Here is a 21042-nt window from a genome sequence, read left to right on the forward strand (position 1 = left end):
ATGGCAGTTTTTTAATCTATATTTTAGCTTATGAGTGCGGTTAATTGGCCATCTCTCTCTTCCTGTTCACTTTTAGTGGCCAAATCATACTTTTTAAAAAGATGGAATAATTCGTTTAGTGTTTCCTGCGAACGGTCCTCATCCAAAAAGTGATACAATTTTTCGGTTAAATCCTGTGGCAGAAATTCCTCTTGACTCTTAAGTTTCTTTACAACAGATTCCTGTGAATGATCGATATTACATACTCCCACTTAAAATCACCCTCCGTTCGGATTTTAGTGTTTCTTCCTCCAAACTACCTAATTAGACCGAATAAATCAACTGAAAGATAATTCGCCAAAAATCGGGAAGTGACAGGCACCGATTCTTGACTTCTTTATGTTATATACTTTATAATTATCTTTAATTCAGAATAAACTCCCAGAGAGAGATGGTATTATGAATAGGAATTTATCATTAAACGCTTTTGTAGTATTGATGCGGGCTTCAAAGTCTGTTGAGGAGCGTATTAAGAAAGATATAAAAAGTTATGGTGTCAGCATCACTGAATTTACAATTTTGGAAGCTTTGTACCATAAAGGTGACCTAACTGTAAATCAGATTTGTGATGCGGTACTGATAAATAGTGGTTCCATGACTTACGTAATTGACAAGCTACAACAGCGAGGACTATTGGAACGGATTACCAGTGAAGAAGACAGAAGAGTTATTCATGTCCGAATAACGAATCAGGGCAAAAAACTGATGGATGATATCTTCCCACAACACGAGAAGGTAATAGAGAAGGTTTTTGAAGATGTGAGTCCTGAAGAGCTGGAATCAGTTATCGATATTCTAAAAAGAATAGGCTTAGACAGTGTGAAGAATAAATAAACTGAAGTCGAAAGGAGAAATACAATGAAACATATATTCCAAAAAGGAAATGACCAATCAAAGCCAACATTATTACTACTGCATGGCACTGGAGGGACTGAACAGGACCTGCTTCCGCTAGCCAAAGAAGTTGATAAGGATGCCAATGTGTTAAGTGTACGCGGAAATGTATCTGAAAATGGTATGCCACGCTTCTTTAAAAGGTTAGCTGAAGGTGTATTTGATGAAGAAGACTTAATCGCTCGTACAAAAGAATTAAATGAATTTCTCGATGAAGCAGCGGAGGAAAATGACTTTGACCGGAACAATATAATCGCAATTGGATATTCAAATGGAGCAAATATTGCAGCAAGCCTGTTATTCCATTATCAAGATTCACTAAAAAGTGCCATTCTGCATCATCCAATGGTTCCAAGACGAGGTATTGATTTGCCAGATCTTGCTGGAAAAAATGTATTTATCGGCGCAGGGACAAATGATCCAATCTGTCCGGCACAGGAGTCTGAGGACCTAAAGTCATTATTGGAAAATGCCGGCGCAAGTGTTGAACTCCATTGGGAAAAAAATGGTCACCAGTTAGCATACAGTGAAGTAGAAGCAGCAAGCAAATGGTATCAAAATATATAATTAAAGAAACCGTTCTGCACTTTATATAGCAGAACGGTTTTTTAATGGCTCTATTCTTAGGTTTATAACTTCGTAATTGATATAAAATGCGAACTAGGAGTTGTGTGCAGTAATACCGCTACGGAAATACACTTCGCTGGGCTTTGCTCGTTATAACCTGATAAAATAACAAACTATACATTGTGATGGATAGAGAATAAAAATTTTTTAATCCATTTAAACTAGCAGCTGGAATATGCGAGACTCCTGTGGGAAAAACAAGCTAGGCGAGATACGAGCTGAGGAGGCTCGGCACTTGCCCACGGAAAGGGAGCATATTCCAGCTGCGTGTTTAGAGAAACTTACAAATTTCACTAGTTCGTAGTTTATATCCACTACGTTCAAGTTTTATTAATAAAAAGCAACAATCTTTAAGCATAACGGGTTCATGTTTTCGGGGAGAAAATACAAATAAAACTCTAATTAGAGATGCAAACATAGCAAATAACAGAAGCACATAAATTTATGTACTCTTGTTATTTTACGTGGATTCGCACTACTAATATAAGTGCCTACTTTAGCTTTATTGAATTATTTCGAAGGTACCGAAACTTTTTTATGTTAAAATTAGCACACAAGTATTATTAAACAAGTGGGACATTTAGTTGTATAAAGTAAGTCAAGGAGGAGGTGGAAACCTTGATTTGGATATACTTTTTAGTAGCACCAGTAGCCCTTATCGTACTAATCGCCTTTATATTCGACAAAAAGTATAACGTTAAAGAGGTACAAAAAGTAGACGAAAGAAGAATGGACAGAATATGGGCAATTGCGGATAAAAGCAACCTATCCTAGTTTGTAAGAATTGCTTTATTGGGTGTTATTTATGGAGATTTTATACGATATAATATTCCTTAAACGGGATGCGATTGTGGAAGAAGGTAATAATTGTAACATTGAAAAAGCACAAGAATTAAATTCTGTGCTTTTTTATTTGCTAATTATACTGTTATTATTTTGCTGAAATATATGCTAATTCGTATGATATTTCTATTGTTATTAGCATTTGAATCCCTTAATTTAGGATCAATTGTATTGTATTTCCAGATGGATCTTGTGTTGTATAATAATCTGACTCTTGCTTCACATCAGCTCCAACCTGTTTTAATTGGCTAATTGTTTCTTCCCTTACTTTTTTGTTTGGGTAAACAAGTGTAAACCAATTCATTCCTGCACTGTTCCTGGATGGAGCTTTAGCACCTTCACCATTCCATACGTTTAATCCAATGTGGTGATGGTAATCGCCGGTCGATGTAAAAAGTGCACCAGGATAGGTTGTAACAATATCAAATCCAAGGCCATTCTTGTAAAATTTCTCTGTTTCAGCCAAATTAGCTACATGCAAGTGAATATGCCCCATTACAGTTTCATTAGGCAAACCATTCCACTCTTTCTTACTTTCTGCAAGCAGGCTTTCTCCATCTAGAGGTTCGGTCGCCATGGCAACCTTACCATCAGTCCAATTCCATTCAGATGAAGGCCGATCACGATATACTTCAATACCATTTCCATCTGGATCAGAAAGATAAAGTGCTTCACTAACATAATGATCAGAGGCTCCCAAGCGTGTTCCTGTCTGTACGATATGATTTAAGAACGAAGAAAGATCCGCACGACTTGGTAAAAGAATAGCAAAGTGAAATAATCCAGTTTTCCTATCCTCTTTTGGCACAACGTCAGCTGGCTGTTCTAATGTTAATAAAGGCGTTGTACCATCTGCTGTTAACACCGCTTTACTGTCTGTTTGTTCAAGCACACTAAATCCGATAATAGATTGATAAAAATTAAGTGCCTTTTCCAGATTTGTAACGTTTATATTAACCTCACCAACATATATGGTTGGCTTCTCGAAGAATTTCTTTTCCATATTATTTGTCCCTTTCCGTTACGTTTTATAATTACGATTAAACACCAGGTTACTTTATGTAAGTAATTATAATTAATATACCTCTTAATGTCAACCTTGATTATAGCTATTTACGTTGAACGCATAACACTTTATTCCTCTATTCATATTTCGTATACTTTAATAAGCAAATCCCAACTGAACTGAAAAGGGTGACGTTTCATGATTGTAAGGGAACATACAAATGAGTTTGTCATGATCGAACAGGAGCATCATGCCTACCTATCAGGTGAAATCACTGCAAACCTAAAAGAATCACTTACCCCTGAAAAAGAATTCAGGGAGTCTGTTGAATATGCTATTTATAAACATGATGATGGCTGGAAGTTAATAGACAAGCAGCCTTTTTGGAATGACAAAAATCAGGCTCCGTATACTTTTGTCGATTTTCCTGTTCTGCCCAAGACTGTATTTTATAAACATGGCATCGAAGAAGTGGAGAAAATTGATAGCTATGCAGGACTTTTATGCAGTAAACATTATGCACGTTTTCTCCTTGATGATACTTCCAAAGAAGCTCAATTTTTTGTACAACAAGAAGAAGAACGCCAGAAACAGATTATCCAATCTTTATCAGATTTTGATCAGGATGCATTTAACTTCCATTATGGCTTGCTTCAGCTTTGTGATAATTTATCTTTATATATTTGCTTGAATGAACCTGGTGCTCCAAAAGAAAAGGAACATCCTTTTTTTCAGAAAGGAATTCCTGTTTCCTCATCCATTGACGTGTTTAAACGCGATAAAATAAACCTCCGCTGGGGAGATGAGAAAACCATTTTAACGGATGAAATCCTTTTTGACAGACCGTTAAAAATTACCTTACAGCAAAAAGTCGTCGACAAGAACTCCATCTCAAAAAAAGGATTAATTGAAAGTTATCACGAGGCACCAACCCAACAGGTTAACGTTAAGTTAGTACGTGATAGGAATTAGTAAAGGAGCTGCCAGAACAGCTCCTTTACATTTATTCAGATTCCTGTCTAACCGGACTCTGTTTATCATTCTCCGAGTCCATATACAATCTTCTGCTTGGTATAGCGATGGTAACACCTTCGTTTTCAAGAATCTCCAGTATTTTAAAGTTTAATTCTTCTCGTATGTTTAAATAGTCTCCCCAGTCAGTAGTTTTTGTAAAGAAATATAACAAAATATCTAATCCATATTCTTTATATTGATCAAGGGAAACAAAAATAGTTTCCTGATGAATTTCGGCATGATTTTTAAGTAAATCCTCAATCTGATTGACAACTGTCTCAATTTTTTCGCGAGGGTTATCGTAAGTCACCCTTAAATAAAACATTATTTGCCGTTTATTCATTTGACTCCAGTTCGTAATGGATTCATTTGCTAATGTTGCATTAGGAACTGTGACAAGTGCATCAGCAAAGGTCCTTACTAGTGTGCTGCGAAATGTAATATCTTCAACGACACCTTCAACACTCTCTGTCTTAATCCAATGTCCGATTGTAAAGGGCTTTTCTGTTATAATAACAATTCCGCCAAATAAATTACTTATAGCATCCTTTGCTGCCAGAGCAAAAGCTAGTCCACCTAAGCCAAGCCCAGCAACAAAACCGCTGACATTATACCCAAACTCCTGAGCAATCACACTAATACTGATTGCCACAATAATAAACCGAAGTGCCTTCGATAGAAAAGGAATTAGTATATCGTCTATATCAATATCAAGTCTCTCTTCAATATTGGTAAAAAACAGTGAAGATGAAGCGGAGAGATTATACAACCCCCAACTTATCATAAAGATAACAAACGACCTTATTATGTTCTGAAAAAGTGGATTCGCCTGTTCCAAATAAGGAAAGTAATCAACGGCAACATATACCCCTATTATGATAAATAGCCATCGAACAGGCTTCTCAAACGCTATAAATATGTATGAAAAGAAATCATTCGGTGCTTTCTTGCTTAACCTTAAAAGAAGCTTGAATATATACTTTGCGAAGATCTTCCTAAAGATTAAAAACAGCAGGATAATACCAATTGAAATGCCAATATCTTTAACTGCTTCATATGAAAAAAATAACTCCCAAGACCACGTCATAACAAAATCCCGCCTCCTAACCTTATTTAATAGTAACATAACAGCGTTTCATCCATCGAAATATAAATAACCAACTACTAATAGTCTTGTGGTTGGTGTGTTAACAATCGCAACCGATATGCATTCATTGCAGTCTCCCCTAGAGTATCAAGCAGGTTGTGATTGGCATACGCTCCTACTATTGCGCCAAACCCCGGAACCAGTTGAAGCATTTTGACTAAATCAATGTAATCCCGATATTCCTGTTGAAATACCCGCCAGTCCATATCAGCAAGATGCACCTTTTCTGCCTCCCAATTATCGATAATATGAAAAGTTTCTTTTCGCTTATCATCACTTGAAAAGGCAAGCTGGAATACATGAAGGATGAACAAACGCTCCTCATAATCATCTGTATCGAATCCATAGACAGCTGCTGCTTCAAATAAGAACTTCATTTTAATCGATAAAAGCAATGGGAAATCCGCAAGTCCGAGGAAGATACCGCCCGCACCTGTTCCTGCTCCCTCAATAACTGCTGTTTTACGATAAGAAGTGAGTTTTTCCTTGAGAATCTCATCCCTCTTATAAAGACTAAGCCCAGCTGGCTGTTTTTTCTTTGTTGTAATATTTGAACCGACTAAGGTTGCCTTAACCATATTTTTAATACTATCTGTTATGATTTTATGGGCCCGCTCTGGGATCATCCCGTTAACTTTTGTTTGTGCTTTTTTTGATAACTGATTTATCAGACCAGACTGTTTCAAGACTTTTTTCTGCCACGTTTGGAGTTCCTCATAAACCTTTAATTCATAGTCTGTCATTTTCAAAACCTTCCTTATTCAATCTATATTAAAGTATACGTTTTTTTGATGAAAAGGATTCAGTATATGTGATGCTCTATAGGAAAAAGGTCTACATTTTTCTAAATTACTGTTAAAACGAATTTAATTTACGTTATGATATTAAGGTTGCTTCACACAATTCAAAGGAGAGAAAAATAATGAATGGAATTAGTCACGCAACAATTGGAAGTGGAATCGGCCTTGCAGTAGGAATTTTCTCAAGTGCTGACTATGTGACAATAGGATCCTTAACATTAGCTGGCGTTGTAGCTGCACTTGTGCCAGACCTGGATACAGGGGGGAATTTAGCCAAAAAGATCTCATTTTCGCATAAACTATTACAAAACGTTATGATTTTAACTGGCATTATCATGATGATCTACTCCTGGGTTAACGGAATTGGAATTGAAAAGCTAATTGGTGTTGGGATTGGCTTTGCCGTAATTATGATTTCCAAAATGGTTTCGCAAAAAATGATGCTTTTATTAACTGGTATCGGTGCAATTTCATTGGGAATTATGCTCAGCACATTGTGGATAACGCTTAGCGGCATCTATGTTGCTGCAGCTTCTTTATTACCACATCGTTCGTATACACATTCTTTAATAGGTCTTGCCTTTTTCAGTTATATCGCTCATTTATTTTCGTTAAGTGTACCTGTTGAAAATATATTTATTGTTTGTGTATTAGGTTATACCAGTCATCTAATTGCGGATACAAAGCTTTTTCCCGCTAATAAACGAGGTATTCCCTTATTATCACCATTTCCTGTGAAGTTCTAAGATAGTTTTCTAAAGGATGGTTGCAATTGTTATTAGAAAACTTGTCTTATCGCCAAGTATTGATGCGACATTATCGTGATTTTCTTTCATATTTTAGTTAGATAAGTACTAATCCAATGCTGCGGAAAATACTTAACTGATGAGTGACCTTTTCTCGCTGTTTGAACAGATTTCGGGTTCTCATTACTCTCATGACCTTTTTAAAAAACAAAATAAAAATAAGAAAACGCCTATACATTTAATGTACAGGCGCTTTTACGAAATTTGTGGCGAAAGACCATGTGTTCACATCCACATGAATTGCGTTGTCCTTCGTCTTACACAAATCAGCTCATCGCAAATTTAAGTGTATCATTATTACCGATACTAGTCACTATTAAATTACATAAATCAACTCTCAATATCCCGCTTATTATATCCAACAAACCCAATAATTAACAGAGCGATCGCAATCATGGTCAGGATGATAACTGGCACAAAGTTCATTTCATCTACCGGAAGCTGCGGAACATGACCAAATGGCGAAAGGTTTCCAACCCACTCTGGAAATTGGAATATCCCGCCTAAATAAAGAACGACAAATGAATAAAAAACGTATAACCAAATGAAACTAATCCACTTAGGTACAAAGCCAATCAGTAACACCGCAATACTTATAGCCACTAACATCGCCGGGAAATATACGATAGCTGCTCCGTAAACCATCCCTAAGCTAAGTCCTTCCTCCATAACAGCTGTTCCAGCGCCCCAGAGCCCAAGTGCAGCAAGTGAAAGCATAACAAATCCATTGACAACTGAAATGGCCAAATAACTAGCCATAAGTCGTGTACGTGAAACAGCTCTGCCAAGTAAGTGCTCTATACGACCTTTCTTCTCTTCACCATGAAGTTTATTCATGGCCATCACAGGAGGAACCGTTGACAGCAGTGCCATAACAATCATTAGCTGGGGAATAAATTGTTCAGTCATTGAATAGCCTTCCTTAGACGCTAACATCTTCACCAGCATCTCATTTCCTTCAAAAAATGATTCCAAATCGCCGAAAATAGATCCATAAGATAATCCCATTAAAAGCAGGCCAATCGCCCAGGAGATTGTTCCGGTTCGCTGCAGTCTGAAGGCTAGACCTATAGGACTTTGCAGAAGCTTCGCGGCATATTTTCTGCCAGGTTTTGATGGCAAAAAGCCAGCTTCTAAATCACGGATAGCATTTAAATAGTTTGCTAGAATAAATAGAATGATAGATGTTCCAATCAACAACAGAATCGGCCACCAATTATTCGAGGAGTATGCCTCAGTCGAAGTGACCCATCCTAAAGGCGAGAAACCTGACAACGTTTCGTTGCTCACATCACCAATAGCACGCACGAGATAGGCAATTATCAGCACTGTTATTGAAAATCCAATTGTCCCACGAGAACTTTCTGAAAGCTGTGCGAACAAACCCGTAACCCCTGCAAAGAAAATACCTGTTGCACCTAATGCAGCACCATATAATAAAGACCCCTCTAACCCCATACTTTCTATACCTAACGCGTACAATCCCAATCCCGTTATTAACGCTAACGCAAAGTTCGTTACACATGAAACAAGAAATGTCGCATTTAAATTAGAAAGACGTCCCACTGGCAGGGAACGAATCATTTCAATACGTCCATCTTCTTCATTGGCCCGGGTATGGCGGGTTACAAGCAGGATACTCATAAGCCCAACAACTAATGCCGTCATAAGCAGCATCTGGTGTGTATTCATGGCCCCAAGTGTATAGTTCTCTAAATTACCAGGACCTACCATTGCTGTCATAGCAGGATTCATCATTGTTTCAGCCATAACATTTCTATCTGCTTGAGAAGGGTATAAACTAACGAATGCTGGTGGTACGATTAGTGTAAAAAAAGTTAGTCCAATTAGCCACAAAGGAATACGGATGCGATCCTGCCTTACAATTAACCGCGAAAGATGCCCGGTTTTATTATATAAATTACTAGCCATTAGGATACACCTCCTGCTCCTGCCTCTGTTTGCTTCCCACCTTCATAATGACGCATAAACAAGTCTTCTAATTTAGGCGGTGCGCTTTCAAGCCTCACAATTCCAAATTGGCTAACATGCTTAATAACAGCATCTAACTCTTCCGCATCTACCTGGAACGAAAGTGCTTGATCTTTTTCTACAATATCATGAACACCTTGTAACTCATTTAATGAAGTGATTGTCTGCTTCGTTTCAACAAGTAAATTCGAGCGGGTTAAATGACGTAACTCACTTAAAGAGCCTGTTTCAATAATCTTACCCTGACGAATGATCCCAACTCTGTCACATAACTTTTCGACTTCAGATAAAATATGACTGGAAAGCAGGACACTTTTTCCTTCTTTTTTAATATCCATTACACATTCCTGAAAAACCTGTTCCATCAACGGATCTAGTCCTGATGTCGGCTCATCCAGAATATAAAGATCCGCTTCTGATGAAAATGCAGCAACTAATGCGACCTTCTGACGGTTTCCTTTTGAATATGTTCGGCACTTTTTTGATGGATCCAAGTCGAACTTCTTAATCAGCTCTTCACGTTTACTTTTGTTGTTACCACCCCGTAATTTTACAAATAGATCAATAACCTCTCCACCAGTTAAGTTCGGCCACAAGTTTACATCCCCCGGCACATAAGCAATACGTTTATGAATTTCAACGGCGTCTGCCCAGGCATCCTTGCCGAAAATTTCCGCACCGCCTTCTGTTGCCTTTAAAATACCTAATAACACACGAATGGTGGTTGACTTCCCAGCACCATTCGGACCAATAAAGCCATAAATTTCCCCTTCATTGACGTCAATGTTAATGCCATCCAATGCTGTAAATTTGCCAAACTTCTTTGTTAGATTAGTTACTTTCAATAAGCTCATATAAAATCCCCCTCTTATTTATAAAAACTTGTTTTTAAGATGTCCAGATATTCATAAAACTCTTCCCAGTATGGATGTAAATCAACAGAAGACATTTTTCGACCTGCAAGTTGAGCTGATATTTCGTTCTGGTAGCCCTCGATGGACCAGCGAATCAGCTTGAACGCTTTATCAACATCAATATCAGCACGGAATAAAGTATTATCAATGTTGTCATAAATCTTTGAGTTCCCCAGTTTTTGTAACTCCTGAATTTTCTTCAACTGGTCAGCTGATACTTCTTCTTCACTGGTTAACAGTAGAGTCCCAAGAAAATTAAACGTATCGGGATTATCCGAAAGAGCTTTCGCTTTCACTCGTGATGCCTGCTTCATTCGTTCAATAAAATCAGGTTCAGTTGTATCAATTAGGGTTAGATATTCATTTTTTACAATGTCTAATGTGTAATCTGTCAGATAGTGATAAAGTGCTTTTTTACTTTTAAAATAATAAAATAGCATTCCCTTGCCAATTCCGGCGCTCTTTACTATTCGATTTGTGGAAGCTTGTTCATATCCATTTTCAGCAAATTCTTTTAGTGCAGCATTTATAATTCGCTGTTGTTTACTATCATCGAGGTTTTCAAATTTTTTTGTAATATCCAATCCCCTCCTTTGCGTTAGTTTATTCCAAATCAAACTGAGTTAGACCATGTTGGTCGATTTTAGATTAACACTTTAGACCATATTGGTCAATAAAATTCTGACAAAATTACAATTTATAGATAACGGCTTACTGTTACGATGGAAAATGCTATGTATTCTAGCGTTAAGGGGGGAAACAGATGGGGACAATGTTTCAGGTAGTCATTCCGATTTTTGCTATTATTTTATGTGGATTCTTAGCTGGAAGGCTTTCCTTATTACCAATTCATGGTACATCATCTTTGAATTACTTCGTTTATTACTTTGCACTCCCAGCGTTACTATTTTTCTCGTTATCTACTGCACCCATAGAGCAAATCACGAATACAAATTTTATTATTATAAATTTAGTTATTACTTTAATTTGCTTTGCTGTGACCGTAGCTATATTTAAATTCATCTTTAAAAAGAAATTTCCTGAAGTAACGATGTATGGCATGATTACCACATACGGAAACACAGGATTTCTCGGTATCCCTTTATTAATTGCTGCGTTTGGACAAGAAGCGGCAATACCAGCCGCAATCGCAACGTTTATATACGATCTAACAGTTATTACACTTATTATCGTTTCCTTTGAAGCAGCAAAAGCGATGAATACCAAGAACGGCAAAAAGGTGAAAATAGTTCCTATGTTTGGATCTATCGTAAAGCCTATTCTGTTAAATCCAATTAACGCTTCTTTAGCATTAGGAATTATCGTGGCCTTTTTAAAAATCCCATTGCCTGAATCTGTCTATGTATTTACAGAGGTACTTGGTCCTGCTGCAGGTCCCACTGCTTTATTTGCACTTGGGCTAGGTCTATCAGGTGAACGAAGTGTGCTGAAAAATAAAGAGTACAATGCATCTGAATTTATTACGCTATTAAGCTTGAAATTAATATTTCTGCCTTTACTGGCTATTTTTTTCGTTTATTTTGTTTTTCCAATCGACGACGATTTATGGGCAACTACAATTATTATTCTTTCCGCGTTACCAACAGGGGCAATTGTATACGTCTTTGCTGAAAAATATAATACATTGGTTAAGCAAGTGCCGTTATACATACTCGCCACCACGTTAGTTTCGATTATAACAATCTCGATATTTCTTGTTTTAATTGTTGGATAACCGCGTCCTACATTGTTCTGGTATAGAAAATAAATAATATTAAAAATGTTAGCGGACACCAATATGTCCGCTAACATTTCGTTTGTCATTTAAGCTGATGTGGCAATCTAAGTCATTATTCAACAATGTCATGCAATGCTTCCAAGTCAACAATACTGATTTTCCGCTGACCCGTTTGCTTAATCCAGCCTCTTTCCTCAAAGCTCGTTAATCGGCGACTAAGTGTTTCCTGCGTACTACCTATATAAGAGGCGAGATCTTTCTTGCTCATTGGCAAAATAATTTCAGAAGCATGCCCTGAGCTTTTCTTTTTTTCTACCTGTTCCATTAAATAAGATGCCAACCGTTTCTCAACATCCTGTGAGCTTAATCGTTCAATTGACTTTTCAGCATCCTTTAGCCGCTTGCTGCTTTCGGCAAGAATTTTAAAGGAGATTGTCGGCTTTTCGACAAGAAATTCCTGTAAGTCATTCTTATGAATAGCACAAATTTCTGTCCGTTCGACAGTTTCCGCGTAACTAGTCAGCAGTTCGTCTGTAAAGACCGATAATTCTCCCATAAAATCTCCTGGATTTAATATTCGGATCAATTGTTCTTTTCCTGATTCCGATAAGTTATAGATTTTAACTTTTCCTCGATGCACGATATATAAATATTCTGAGGGATCCCCAGCCTGGAAGATGATTTCTTTTTTTTCAAATGTTTTACTTCTGCTTGTTCGGGCAACATCAACCTGCTCTGAATGATCAAGGTGGTTAAAAATTGGCACCAATGACACACAAAGCTTTTTAGCAGACTCATTATGTTCAAGACTATCGCTCTCCATTTTTTCCGCCTCCGCAACAATTCAAAGTAATTTCTCTAACTACATTATAACAGAATACGTTATATAAAGAGCAGTCTTGAGCTATTAAGATACTACCGGATAGCCTAGTTTCTCAATGGTTGTTTTCAAGTCTTCTGAAGTTACCTTGTCCTGATCAAATGTTGCTTTGACTTTACTGGAGTTGAACATGACTTTTGCTTCTTCAACTCCATCCATTTTCCCTACTTTACCTTCAATCTTTTTGATACATGATGGACATGTTAATAGTTCTAATTGAAATTTAATTGTTTTCATTTTAATTGCTCCCTCCCTGTTTCTAACTTCATTTTAAGCTGTTATGCCGTCGGTTACTTTGATGCAAATCAAATTTATTAAAAAAAATCATAAATAGGATAATTTTGGACAACGTAACGGTAGATAATTTGAATGGAGGGTGATAGGAAATGGCAGAAGACCATAAAAATCAAACAAATATTGAAAACGAAGACACATTAACAAACAGACAAGGACATCCTGTTACAAACAACCAGGACATAAGAACAGTAGGAAATCGCGGTCCTTCTACATTGGAAAATTACGATTACATTGAAAAGATAAGCCATTTCGATAGAGAAGAAGTTCCAGAGCGTATTGTTCATGCACGGGGAGCAGGTGCGCATGGTTATTTTGAAACATATGGAACAGCTGGAGATGACCCCGTATCAAAATATACGAGGGCTAAATTATTTCAGGAAAAGGGTAAACAAACACCTGTCTTTGTACGTTTTTCGTCAGTTATTCACGGTGGACATTCCCCGGAAACATTACGCGATCCACGAGGGTTTGCTGTTAAATTTTATACGGAAGATGGAAACTGGGATCTTGTTGGTAATAACTTAAAAATCTTTTTTATTCGGGATGCAGTCAAGTTTCCAGATATGATTCATGCATTTAAGCCAGATCCGGTAACAAACATTCAAGACAGCGAGCGTTTTTTTGACTTTTGTTCAAATTCTCCTGAATCATTTCATATGGTTACGTTTGTATATTCACCGTGGGGAATTCCAGCTAATTATCGGTTGATGCAAGGTTCTGGCGTCAACACGTATAAATGGGTTAACAACGACGGAGAAGCTGTGCTTGTTAAGTATCATTGGGAACCAACACAAGGTATTAAAAACCTGACAGTTAAAGAAGCAAACGAAATCCAGGCCACAAATTTTAATCATGCAACACAGGATTTATATGATGCTATTGAAAAAGGTGATTACCCAGAATGGGAGCTATACGTGCAAATTATGAGCGACGATGAGCATCCGGAATTAGACTTTGATCCGCTTGATGACACAAAAATCTGGCCCAAAGACCAATTCCCATGGTTATCTGTTGGAAAAATGGTATTAAATAAAAATCCAGAAAATTACTTTACTGAAGTAGAACAAGCTGCATTTGGTACAGGAGTTCTTGTAGATGGCCTTGACTTCTCAGATGATAAAATGCTGCAAGGCCGGACATTCTCCTACTCAGACACGCAACGCTACCGTGTCGGAGCAAACTATTTACAGTTACCGATTAATGCTGCAAAAAAAAGGGTGGCAACAAACCATGAAGGCGGACAAATGCGCTATGAACCAGAAAATTCATCAGGAAAAAACCCGCACGTTAACTACGAGCCATCAACGCTTGGCGGGTTAAAAGAAGCAAAGCAGGTTGGTAAAGAATATACTCCAAAAGTTGAAGGAAACCTCGTTCGAGAACCTATTGATCGCCAAAATAATACAAAACAAGCTGGCGAAACATATCGCATGTTCAAAGATTGGGAAAAAGATGAGTTAATCGCTAACCTTGTTGGCGATATTTCAGAATGTGACCAGCGAATCCAGGATAAAATGGTAGCACTTGCTGAAGAGGCAGATGAAGAATACGGCCGCCGCCTTCGAGAAGGATTAGCTGAGACAAGCAAGATGATGACAGGAGGTACAAGTAAAAATCCGCTTGGGAATAAAGATAGCGAGAAAGCACCTGAAGAAGCTGTCAAAAAATCACATGATGCTGAACCATATTAATTGAGTAATGTGAGGGTGCGCTGGCCGAATTAGCTAGGGAAGGATCAGATTCAGTCTTCCCAGCGATTATTCAATCTCCATCGCACTTATTTTTATTGATATATCAATGTTATTTTGAATGATATAGGAATGAGGGGTTTAGGAGCAGGATATGAATCCACAAACCAATGAAGTGAATCGTGGTTCCGCTAAATGGGTAAGAAAGCTGTTTTAGAAGGTTCAAACGGTCCCTGGTTCCGTTATTTACCCAATAACAATGAAAAAAGTGGCTGATTAGGGTGAATAGCGGAATGAGGATTACATAACACGATCAAAATAGGCGTTTTTAAGGAAATAACGGAATGAGGATCCGCCAAATCGGTGGACACCAGACTGTCTAGTGAATAAGCACAAGAATGCTAGCGGGTAACCTTAGCTGAAGTAAGGTCAATATGCAAAGCTCAGAATAAATTCTGAGCTTTTTTTCTTGCTGCTTATAGTGCTAATATGCTGTCGAAAGATATGCTGTTGATTTGTTATTTACATTGATATTAGTGTTTAACTGACCTCGTTATCTGGATGAGCAGGTATTTATTATAAGAAATCATTGATGGATAAACCTTTCTTTTTTCGAAGTAATGAGCGTTGGAGGTTTCTAGATGAAGTTAACAGCATTGCTTACTTGGCTGCGATATTAGAAAGCTTTGCTTATCGCCAGCTTTAATATAGTTAAGCCTTAGATGCACTTATGCAGTAAGGAAGTTTTTTTACTTTCTTAACTGCCGAACAAAAGATTTGAACCATCGTCTTCTTTTTGGTTTTACTTGATAAGTACTTGGTGAATTATCAAATCTGCAATTTGCATTTGCGGCTTTTTCTGTCTGTGCTTTATAATTACTAATCTCATACTCGAGAACATTTACGTTAAAATCCATTATTTATGCCTCCCTGTGTGTTACTTTCTGTATTAATCATACCTTTAGAACTAGCTTTCAGTCATCGGTACATGGGATGATAATTAGACACAAATAACCCCTGCTATCAAAGTAGCGAATTTACGCCTCTAGGATGAGAATCAAGTTAGTTAAAGCACTATCTTCCCTGTCAATCATTTAAGAATGTTAAAATAGACTTAATAAAATGAAAAGAGGTGCTTTTTTGAAAAAAATCACATTAGGCAACAGTGACTTAGAAGTATCCACAATCGGATTAGGTTGTATGCGCATGAGTGATCTTACACCAATGAAAGCAAAACACGTAATCAATAATGCCTTAGATTTAGGAATTAACTTCTTTGATCATGCAGATATCTATGGTGATGGAAAATCTGAGGTAGTCTTTGCTGAGGCACTTAAATTATCGCCTGCTAATCGCGAGGAAATGGTTTTACAAACAAAATGCGGAATTCGCAATGGTTATTTTGATTTCTCCAAAGAACATATACTAAAATCTGCTGATGATAGTCTGCAACGACTAGGCACCGATTTTATCGATATTTTACTGCTACATCGACCTGACGCATTGGTTGAACCAGAAGAAGTTGCCGAGGCATTCACACGATTAAAAGAAAGTGGTAAAGTACGCCGATTTGGTGTGAGCAACCAGAATACAATGCAAATTGAACTGCTTAAGAAATACCTTAAGCAAGACTTAATTGTAAACCAGCTTCAATTCAGTATCATGCATACTGGCATGATTGATGCAGGGCTGAATGTAAATATGAAAAATAACTCAGCAACAGTAAGAGACAGCAGTATTCTGGAATACAGTCGCCTGAACAATATGACGATTCAAGCGTGGTCACCCTTCCAATATGGAATGATTGAAGGTGCATTTATTGGAAATGATGAATTCCCGGAAATAAATGCAAAACTTCAAGAATTAGCATCTAAAAAAGGGGTAACTGACTCCGCCATTGCTATAGCATGGATTCTAAGGCATCCTGCAAATATCCAGCCAATTGTTGGTACTATGAACCCAGATCGTTTAACAGGAATAGCCGAGGCAGCTGATATCGACCTAACAAGACAAGAATGGTACGAAATTTATCGTGCAGCAGGAAATGAACTTCCATAAAACGTGGCCTTCGTTAAAGGGATTCTTTTGAAAACGTACAATGCTTTCTAAGAACCGTTATTACTTTGGAGTGCAAGCCATAATTGGGAATACCTTAGTTTTACTTATGTCCCAGCCTCTTCTCATGTTATGATTATATGCTTTATTTAGTGGGTATATATGACTAAGCAGTATGAAAGGAGCTACTATTTGCTACTTACATCTATCATTATATTTATTATTGCAGCTGCGGTATCTGTACTTGCAGCTATTCGCTTAGCAACTTACGCCGATATAATTAGCAGAGAAACAAAGGCTGGCGGGCTTGTTGTAGGTACGGTATTGCTTGCTGTCGCAACATCACTCCCTGAGTTAACCGCCACAATTTCAGCAGCAGTTATCGATAATGCTGACATCGCGGTAGGAAACGGTCTGGGAAGCATTACATTTAACATATTTGCTTTATTCCTTTTTGATATATATTTTCGTAAGAAACGTTTATTTCTAAAGGTATCAAATAACCACTTTTACACAGGACTTTTAGGATTGACTTTATGCACGATTATCATCTTGTCACTTTATTTTAACTTAAACCAGGAGTTCATCCGTATTGGACTTCCAAGCATCGCAATTGCAGTTGTTTATTTAGGTGGGCTTTGGCTCATATCGTTAAAACACCAACAAGAGATCCATGAAGAGGAAACAGCACCCCGGGAGACAGAAAAAACAGCTGTTTCTGTAAAGAAAGCCATTGTTCGATTCATATTATTCTCATTTATCATTTTTGCATCAGGAAGTTCCTTATCAGTTTCAGGCGATTTTATTGCACAGTCAAGTGGCATTAGCGCAAGTGCGATAGGTAGTATACTAATAGCAGCTACAACTTCACTACCAGACGCAGTAAGTGTTTTAGTCGCGCTTCGGGCCGCAAATGTCAATCTGGCAATAGGCACTATTCTTGGGGGAAACATTTTCAACGTTTTTGTCATTCCAATTGCCGATATTTTCTATCGAAGTGGCAGCATTTGGGCCGATGCATCCAAACAGCAGATCTCTACAGCGGCCGTAGGATTCATGCTGACATTAATTGTAATTAGCATTTTAAAGCGTGATAATACACGGAATACAATGACATATATTTCACCTTCACTAATAGTTGTGGGAGGATACCTGATTTTTTCTGCCTTTTACATCTTAGGATGAATTTCCTTGATGAATAAAAAATTTCTGATATGGAAAATTAGTTAACAAGACAGGAGGACAGCTATGCATTCAAACAACAAGGACATGGAAACTGTTATGGAATATATGAATAGTGCGAAGCTTGCTGTGGAAAAGGCTCAAGAAGATCAAACAGGATTTAGCGAGGCTCAACAACAAGTGAAGCTAGCAGAAGAAATTTTGAACGAAGCTAAACATAATCCGGTGATTAATAACCAAGTTAACGCACGAGAAATGCAGCGTGCTACTGACTTGCTAAGACTGATTGAGGAGACAAACCAGGCCATTAATCACCAAACATGAAGCATACTGCGGAACATGCAGTATGTCCTTTTTATGTTAACTTTTAAAGTAATATATTATCATTCTGATGAATATCAATGGTACGAGCCATATTTATCCTTAGGGAGTGAAAACTTTGGGTGTATTCATCAGTTATATTTTTCTTGGGTTATCATTAGCAGCTCCACTTGGCCCAATCAATGCTGCCCAGATTAATCAAGGTATTAAAAATGGATTTTTCCATTCCTGGTTAATTGGGCTAGGTTCCATCGTGGCGGAACTATTCTTTATTATCGCTGTCTTCTTTGGAGTTGTACATTTTTTAGAGATTCCATTCATGAAAACATTTTTATGGTCATTTGGTGCTTTTGTTTTATTTTATACTGGTATTGAAAGTATCGTTAGCTCAGAAAAATTACAAATTAATCAAAGCAGAAAAAAAGAATCCTTAAAAAAGACATTTACTACTGGCTTTTTGATATCTATCAGTAATCCACTGTCTATTTTATTTTGGCTAGGTATCTATGGTTCTGTATTAGCAAATACAATTAACCGATATGATAACTTCCATCTAATCTTATATGGCGTAGCGATGCTAGTCGGTTTAATGTTATGGGATTTAACAATGGCTGGGGTTTCCAGCAGCTTTAGGAAGTTCCTTACGCAGCGTACTCTAAAGGGCATTTCCGTTTTTACAGGACTTGTGCTGTGTGGATTCGGCTTATACTTCGGTATCCAAACAATTAAAATACTTTTTCACATTTGAATATTACTATTAATCCCGTCCTCAGAAACAAGCGTAGCAATCAGGGATTCTATATTTGATTTTCCTAAAAATCGATAATTGCTCTCTTATTTGGACAATATACACTTATGCACTAATTGCTAAAGGAGAGTATGAATGGGTGGAACAGAATCAGGCGCTGATCGTAAGAGGACAGGGTCAAAAGAAACCGGCATGAAGTGGTGGCAGCTTTCTTTGGTTGGTGTAGGGTGTACTATTGGGACTGGCTACTTTCTCGGTTCTAGTATAGGGATAAGCATTACAGGACCATCAATTGTTTTTTCATTTATACTTGCCTCACTAGGAACCTATATTGTGTTTAACTTATTGGCAAAGATGACAGCCAAGGATCCACAGGAAGGATCTTTTTGTTACTATGCTGAAAAGGCTTATGGTCGATGGGCAGGCTTTAGCAGTGGCTGGAATTACTGGTGCTCGAATGTTCTAATCATGGGCAGTCAACTAATAGCCCTTTCAATCCTTTCACAATTTTGGTTTCCGAATATTTCCTTGTGGATTTTTGCTGCTGGGTATGCTGTTCTTTCCATTTCTGTAGTGTTACTGGGAACAGAAGGCTTTGATAAAATAGAAGATATCTTTGCAGTTATTAAAACAGCAGCTATTATCATCTTTATTATTTTAGGTGCAGTCGCCCTACTGGGTTGGATACCTGGTGAAGGAAGTGAGAAGCCAGGCATACCTGTTTCAGCAGAAAAACTCTTCCCTAATGGACTTAAGGGATTTTGGGCTTCACTTATTTACGCCTTCTATGCTTATGGAGGCGTAGAGGTTATTGGATTGATGGCAATGCAGCTCAGAAAAAAAGAAGATGCTCCAAAGGCTGGTAAAGTAATGATGGTTGGACTAACGACCATATATGTCATATCGATCAGCCTTGCAGTAACTATGGTATCTATAAATATGTTTCATGAAGAAGAAAGTCCCTTTGTCACAGCATTATCTAGTTATAATCTTCCGTTTTTTCCACATCTCTTTAATGGAGCAATAATAATTGCTGGTTTTTCAACGATGACAGCTGCATTATATGGGGTCACAACACTTATGGTAACGATAGCTAAAGATGGGAATGCTCCTCACCTTTTTGGAAAGAAATTAACGAAATTTAAGAGCTTGCCTTTGCCATCCTTAGGACTTGGAGCAGTAGGACTTCTTGTCTCAGTTGTAACAGCTTTAGTGTTACCAGGCAAAATTTACGAGTACATTACTACTGCCGCAGGTATTTTACTGCTTTACAATTGGTCGTTTATCATTATTTCTTCATTCAGCATCCTAACAGAGAAGAAAATTTTGGATAAAGTCGTATCGCTGGCCGGTCTCGCATTAATTCTTTGTGCAGTAATTGGAACGTTAATGGATGAAAGTATTCGCCCAGGGTTTTATATAAGCTTATTATTCGTATCAATTATTGGTATTGTAACTCTATTTATGAGAAAAAGATGGAAAGCAGATACGAAAAATGAAATTTAGCCTTTAAACATGTAATTTTTGAAAATTAGGCTTACCGCCAAAGAATTAGCTGGAACAAAAGCGCAAGCGCCTGTTCAGCGCCGTATGGACTGCGCCCGCGCATCGCGGGTGGGTCGACGTTGCCGCGCAAAGTGGCGGTCTTAGTCGATCTTCCTTTTCCTTGAGATAAAGGATACACGAAGAGCGTAAGCTGCCCCACAGGACGTGGGGTAGATCGACGTTGCCACAGGATGTGGTGGTTTTAGTCGAACATCCTTTATTTCTTATCGTAGACACGGGGAGGGAAGTCCACTAGGCGCTAGGCGCTGGCCGATGAAAACGCCACGTCCTGTGGCGTCATCGGCACTAGTACGTCCTGTACGTCGGAGCTGGACGTCGCTGATTCGGAAGTCCAGTTATCCACAGCACTTAAATTTTATAATTTCCTATACTGTTAGAAAACTTGGCTTATCGCCAAGCTTAATATAGATAAGCCTTAGTTGCACTTATGCAGTAAGAAAGGATCTATACTTTCTTGTCTGCCAAAAAAAGGATCTCCGTGCTGG

General features: G+C 37.8%; 22 protein-coding genes. 12 read left to right on the forward strand and 10 right to left on the reverse strand.

Translation table 11 applies throughout. From position 1 onward, the window contains the following. Positions 1-23: 23 nt before the first annotated feature. Positions 24-251, reverse strand: coding sequence for a group-specific protein (locus tag J2Z82_RS15305; RefSeq protein WP_209481627.1), 228 nt, complete (start codon positions 249-251; stop codon positions 24-26). A gap of 187 nt (positions 252-438) precedes the next feature. Here J2Z82_RS15305 and J2Z82_RS15310 point away from each other — a divergent pair, with 187 nt between their 5' ends. The 3 genes from J2Z82_RS15310 (at position 439) to J2Z82_RS15320 (ending at position 2334) form a co-directional block, all read left to right on the forward strand. Continuing rightward, positions 439-873, forward strand: a complete 435-nt coding sequence (locus J2Z82_RS15310; protein ID WP_209481628.1) for a MarR family winged helix-turn-helix transcriptional regulator — start codon at positions 439-441, stop codon at positions 871-873. 24 nt (positions 874-897) lie between these two features. Next, on the forward strand, positions 898-1500 hold the full coding sequence (locus J2Z82_RS15315; RefSeq protein ID WP_209481629.1) for an alpha/beta hydrolase: 603 nt from the start codon (positions 898-900) through the stop codon (positions 1498-1500). A gap of 678 nt (positions 1501-2178) precedes the next feature. Next, positions 2179-2334: a hypothetical protein gene (locus J2Z82_RS15320; RefSeq protein WP_209481630.1), complete on the forward strand. Its 156-nt coding sequence runs from the start codon at positions 2179-2181 to the stop codon at positions 2332-2334. 220 nt (positions 2335-2554) lie between these two features. Here J2Z82_RS15320 and J2Z82_RS15325 read toward each other — a convergent pair whose 3' ends face one another. Then, a complete protein-coding gene (locus tag J2Z82_RS15325) occupies positions 2555-3406 on the reverse strand; it encodes a VOC family protein (RefSeq protein ID WP_209481631.1) in 852 nt (283 codons plus the stop codon). A 201-nt stretch (positions 3407-3607) separates the two neighbouring features. Here J2Z82_RS15325 and J2Z82_RS15330 point away from each other — a divergent pair, with 201 nt between their 5' ends. Continuing rightward, the gene (locus tag J2Z82_RS15330) at positions 3608-4381 is read left to right on the forward strand and encodes a DUF3891 family protein (protein WP_209481632.1); all 774 of its coding nucleotides are present in this window, start codon (positions 3608-3610) and stop codon (positions 4379-4381) included. Between the two features lie 31 nt (positions 4382-4412). On the opposite strand, the gene J2Z82_RS15335 is transcribed toward J2Z82_RS15330, so the two are convergent. Together J2Z82_RS15335 and J2Z82_RS15340 are read right to left on the reverse strand one after the other, a co-directional pair. After that, the gene (locus tag J2Z82_RS15335) at positions 4413-5510 is read right to left on the reverse strand and encodes a mechanosensitive ion channel family protein (protein WP_209481633.1); all 1098 of its coding nucleotides are present in this window, start codon (positions 5508-5510) and stop codon (positions 4413-4415) included. 77 nt (positions 5511-5587) lie between these two features. Further along, a complete protein-coding gene (locus tag J2Z82_RS15340; protein ID WP_209481634.1) occupies positions 5588-6313 on the reverse strand; it encodes an EcsC family protein in 726 nt (241 codons plus the stop codon). A 179-nt stretch (positions 6314-6492) separates the two neighbouring features. Between J2Z82_RS15340 and J2Z82_RS15345 the strand changes: the two genes are divergently transcribed. Further along, complete coding sequence (locus J2Z82_RS15345; RefSeq protein WP_209481635.1) at positions 6493-7116, forward strand: metal-dependent hydrolase; 624 nt, start codon at positions 6493-6495, stop codon at positions 7114-7116. Positions 7117-7506: 390 nt separating this feature from the next. On the opposite strand, the gene J2Z82_RS15350 is transcribed toward J2Z82_RS15345, so the two are convergent. Genes J2Z82_RS15350 through J2Z82_RS15360 form a run of 3 tightly spaced genes read right to left on the reverse strand, consistent with a single transcriptional unit; the run spans position 7507 to position 10666 of the window. Next, complete coding sequence (locus J2Z82_RS15350; RefSeq protein WP_209481636.1) at positions 7507-9108, reverse strand: ABC transporter permease; 1602 nt, start codon at positions 9106-9108, stop codon at positions 7507-7509. Further along, complete coding sequence (locus J2Z82_RS15355) at positions 9108-10022, reverse strand: ABC transporter ATP-binding protein (protein ID WP_209481637.1); 915 nt, start codon at positions 10020-10022, stop codon at positions 9108-9110. Before J2Z82_RS15355 ends, J2Z82_RS15350 begins: the two co-directional genes overlap by 1 nt. Positions 10023-10036: 14 nt before the next feature. Continuing rightward, a complete protein-coding gene (locus J2Z82_RS15360; RefSeq protein ID WP_245251740.1) occupies positions 10037-10666 on the reverse strand; it encodes a TetR/AcrR family transcriptional regulator in 630 nt (209 codons plus the stop codon). A 179-nt stretch (positions 10667-10845) separates the two neighbouring features. Here J2Z82_RS15360 and J2Z82_RS15365 point away from each other — a divergent pair, with 179 nt between their 5' ends. Continuing rightward, complete coding sequence (locus J2Z82_RS15365) at positions 10846-11817, forward strand: AEC family transporter (protein WP_209481638.1); 972 nt, start codon at positions 10846-10848, stop codon at positions 11815-11817. 115 nt (positions 11818-11932) lie between these two features. Here J2Z82_RS15365 and J2Z82_RS15370 read toward each other — a convergent pair whose 3' ends face one another. Both J2Z82_RS15370 and J2Z82_RS15375 read right to left on the reverse strand, forming a co-directional pair. Beyond that, positions 11933-12643 carry a Crp/Fnr family transcriptional regulator gene (locus J2Z82_RS15370; RefSeq protein WP_209481639.1) on the reverse strand — a complete coding sequence of 237 codons (711 nt, stop codon included), beginning with the start codon at positions 12641-12643 and terminating at the stop codon, positions 11933-11935. Between the two features lie 84 nt (positions 12644-12727). Beyond that, positions 12728-12937 carry a heavy-metal-associated domain-containing protein gene (locus J2Z82_RS15375; protein ID WP_209481640.1) on the reverse strand — a complete coding sequence of 70 codons (210 nt, stop codon included), beginning with the start codon at positions 12935-12937 and terminating at the stop codon, positions 12728-12730. A 149-nt stretch (positions 12938-13086) separates the two neighbouring features. Between J2Z82_RS15375 and J2Z82_RS15380 the strand changes: the two genes are divergently transcribed. Then, on the forward strand, positions 13087-14688 hold the full coding sequence (locus J2Z82_RS15380) for a catalase (RefSeq protein WP_209481641.1): 1602 nt from the start codon (positions 13087-13089) through the stop codon (positions 14686-14688). A gap of 746 nt (positions 14689-15434) precedes the next feature. Here the strand turns inward: J2Z82_RS15380 and J2Z82_RS15385 are convergent. Beyond that, entirely contained in the window at positions 15435-15602 is a 168-nt protein-coding gene (locus J2Z82_RS15385; protein WP_209481642.1) for a hypothetical protein, read from the reverse strand. A gap of 223 nt (positions 15603-15825) precedes the next feature. Between J2Z82_RS15385 and J2Z82_RS15390 the strand changes: the two genes are divergently transcribed. The 5 genes from J2Z82_RS15390 (at position 15826) to J2Z82_RS15410 (ending at position 20497) form a co-directional block, all read left to right on the forward strand. Then, the gene (locus tag J2Z82_RS15390) at positions 15826-16743 is read left to right on the forward strand and encodes an aldo/keto reductase (RefSeq protein WP_209481643.1); all 918 of its coding nucleotides are present in this window, start codon (positions 15826-15828) and stop codon (positions 16741-16743) included. A gap of 189 nt (positions 16744-16932) precedes the next feature. Next, positions 16933-17925, forward strand: coding sequence for a sodium:calcium antiporter (locus J2Z82_RS15395; protein ID WP_209481644.1), 993 nt, complete (start codon positions 16933-16935; stop codon positions 17923-17925). Between the two features lie 63 nt (positions 17926-17988). Next, the gene (locus tag J2Z82_RS15400) at positions 17989-18246 is read left to right on the forward strand and encodes a hypothetical protein (protein WP_209481645.1); all 258 of its coding nucleotides are present in this window, start codon (positions 17989-17991) and stop codon (positions 18244-18246) included. Positions 18247-18361: 115 nt separating this feature from the next. After that, the gene (locus J2Z82_RS15405; protein ID WP_209481646.1) at positions 18362-18991 is read left to right on the forward strand and encodes a LysE family transporter; all 630 of its coding nucleotides are present in this window, start codon (positions 18362-18364) and stop codon (positions 18989-18991) included. 135 nt (positions 18992-19126) lie between these two features. Further along, the gene (locus tag J2Z82_RS15410) at positions 19127-20497 is read left to right on the forward strand and encodes an amino acid permease (RefSeq protein ID WP_209481647.1); all 1371 of its coding nucleotides are present in this window, start codon (positions 19127-19129) and stop codon (positions 20495-20497) included. The last annotated feature ends 545 nt before the right edge of the window (positions 20498-21042 follow it).

Source organism: Virgibacillus litoralis, from assembly GCF_017873675.1.
Lineage (GTDB): Bacteria > Bacillota > Bacilli > Bacillales > Amphibacillaceae > Lentibacillus > Lentibacillus litoralis.